3 protein-coding genes are annotated in these 2,277 nt (G+C 44.4%); all 3 read left to right on the forward strand.

What is annotated here, in order from left to right; translation table 11 throughout:
* Nucleotides 1-709, forward strand: a 709-nt coding sequence (locus QTO00_RS18395; RefSeq protein WP_331426065.1) for a COX15/CtaA family protein, incomplete at its 5' end; no start/stop codon positions are given.
* Nucleotides 702-1,598 carry a heme o synthase gene (gene cyoE, locus QTO00_RS18400; protein WP_331426066.1) on the forward strand — a complete coding sequence of 299 codons (897 nt, stop codon included), beginning with the start codon at nt 702-704 and terminating at the stop codon, nt 1,596-1,598. The genes QTO00_RS18395 and cyoE, both read left to right, overlap by 8 nt.
* A gap of 166 nt (nt 1,599-1,764) precedes the next feature.
* Entirely contained in the window at nt 1,765-2,094 is a 330-nt protein-coding gene (locus tag QTO00_RS18405) for a VanZ family protein (RefSeq protein ID WP_331426067.1), read from the forward strand.
* Nucleotides 2,095-2,277 lie beyond the last annotated feature (183 nt).

Below are 2,277 nucleotides of genomic sequence, written 5' to 3' on the forward strand. Positions count from 1 at the left end.
CATCTTCCAAGCGCTATTGGGGATGTGGACAGTTACCATGATGCTAATGCCGGTTGTTGTGATGGGGCATTTGCTAGGTGGTTTAACTCTATTTTGCTTGTTAGCACTTACTTACTGGGGGCTGCAGTCTCGACAAACCCCAAATCTAGGAGAATACAAGCCAGCCGGAGTGACATTGAAGCTGTTGGCTGCAATAACGTTTGTTGTGGTTGTGATGCAAATAGCATTAGGCGGCTGGACCTCATCTAACTATGCGGCACTGATGTGTACTACGTTGCCGATATGTGAGGGCAACTGGACCTCATATCTGGATTTCTCCCGCGCATTTGAACTGATCCAACCTAAGCGTGATAGCTATGAGTTTGGCACCTTGGACTACGGGGCGCGAATGACAATTCATGTCACTCATCGAATTGGCGCCGTGGTGGTTACTGTGTTTGCCGTAACTTTAGCTTTGATGTTGCTTGCTGAGAAAAGCCCAATCTATGCCAAAGTTGCGAAAGGTATTCTGGCTATGCTCGCAGTTCAAATCGCTCTCGGCGTAGGTAACGTGTTGCTGAGTTTACCTTTGTTGGTCGCAGTTGCACATAACCTTGGCGCGGCAATCTTACTGCTGACTGTGCTACGAACTAACTATTTAATTTGGCAGGTCAATCAACAGATCGAAATGGATTCGAGACTGTTTAACAAGGAGAGCGCACATGAGTAAAACTCTTTCCGTTTCAGTACAAGAAAGGTCGCTATGGCGCAGTTATTTGGTGCTAACTAAACCTAAGGTTGTTGCCTTGATGCTTCTAACTGCTGTGGTTGGAATGTGCCTTGCGGTACCGGGGGCGCTACCTGTCAAAAATACCGTGCTAGGTCTTATGGGCATTGGTCTCATGGCGGGCTCTGCGGCTGCGTTTAATCACTTAATTGACCAACGTATCGATGCGTTAATGGCGCGAACCTATAAACGACCTTTGCCTTCGGGTGAGATGAAATCATCCCATGTGTTTATCTTCGCCGTTAGTATTGGTGCAGTCGGTTTTGTGACTCTTCATTGGGGAGTGAATAGCCTTACTGCTTGGCTCACATTTGCTAGTTTACTTGGTTATGCGGTCGTATACACCATGTATTTGAAACGTGCGACGCCACAGAACATCGTTATCGCTGGGATTGCTGGTGCCATGCCACCACTGCTCGGTTGGACTGCTATAACCGGTGAAATGCACGCCAATGGTTGGTTGTTGGTGATGATCATCTTTATTTGGACGCCACCACATTTTTGGGCACTGGCGATTCACCGAAAAGATGATTACGCCAAGGCGGATATTCCTATGCTTCCGGTTACTCATGGGGTTGAGTACACTAAAACATCCATCCTGCTTTATACCGTGTTGCTTGCTTTGGTGTGTTTGTTGCCTGCATTAGTCGCTATGGCAGGAACACTGTATTGGATAGGCTCAACCATCTTGAGTGCGGGCTTTATCTACCATGCTTGGAAACTTAAATTTAGGTCGCATGAAAAGTCAGCAATAGACACATTTAAGTTCTCCATTTATCACTTGATGTTGCTGTTTTTACTGCTGCTAGTAGATCATTACCTTGTTGTCTAAATTGTAAGACGGCTACGGAATGTGCTTTCCTCCGTCATAAACATAAGCTAGTCTACTCAGCGTTTTGTTTTGGTTTGTAGATGAGTTTATGTATTTAGTCGCGCAACTGTTTAGTTCAAGATTGTTAGTTTTTGCGAGTTTTGTGTTGCTCTGTGGGGGAGCTTCAATGGCTAAATCACTTGATTTGTATGGTGATGCGGTTCGCTCTGTTGAAGCCAGCCTAGGTGGCGCCTGGATACTGCATGTTCTTTTAGCTTCAGGTTTGGGTTTCATAGCGGCTTGGTCTACGCCTAAACTCTATTACCAATGTGGTCGTTTTGTTCTCTCTCCTTGGGTCTTACTTTTATTGGCGATGGTAGCAACCGATGAACTGCTGCAGATGTTTAACCCACTGCGTCATTTTTCGGTAGTTGATCTTAGTATCAACCTAACTTGCGTTACCTTTGGCGCTTTGGCATACATCACTTTTCTTAAAAGCCCTTTTGGTGACAGTTAAGTTTAAGTTTTTGATTTATAAATAGAAATTGCCTGTTGAATGACACTTGATATGAGTGTAATTTTCTCTTTACATCTTGCGTAAAGTGTAAAAACAGTAAAAATATTGCCTTTTGATAAAAATAGTGGTTGCAACCTTGGTTTTTGATAGTTAAGTTACACACAACAGGAACAGGAAAGCATG

The sequence above is a fragment of the Vibrio sp. M260118 genome (genome assembly GCF_036533755.1).
GTDB lineage: Bacteria > Pseudomonadota > Gammaproteobacteria > Enterobacterales > Vibrionaceae > Vibrio.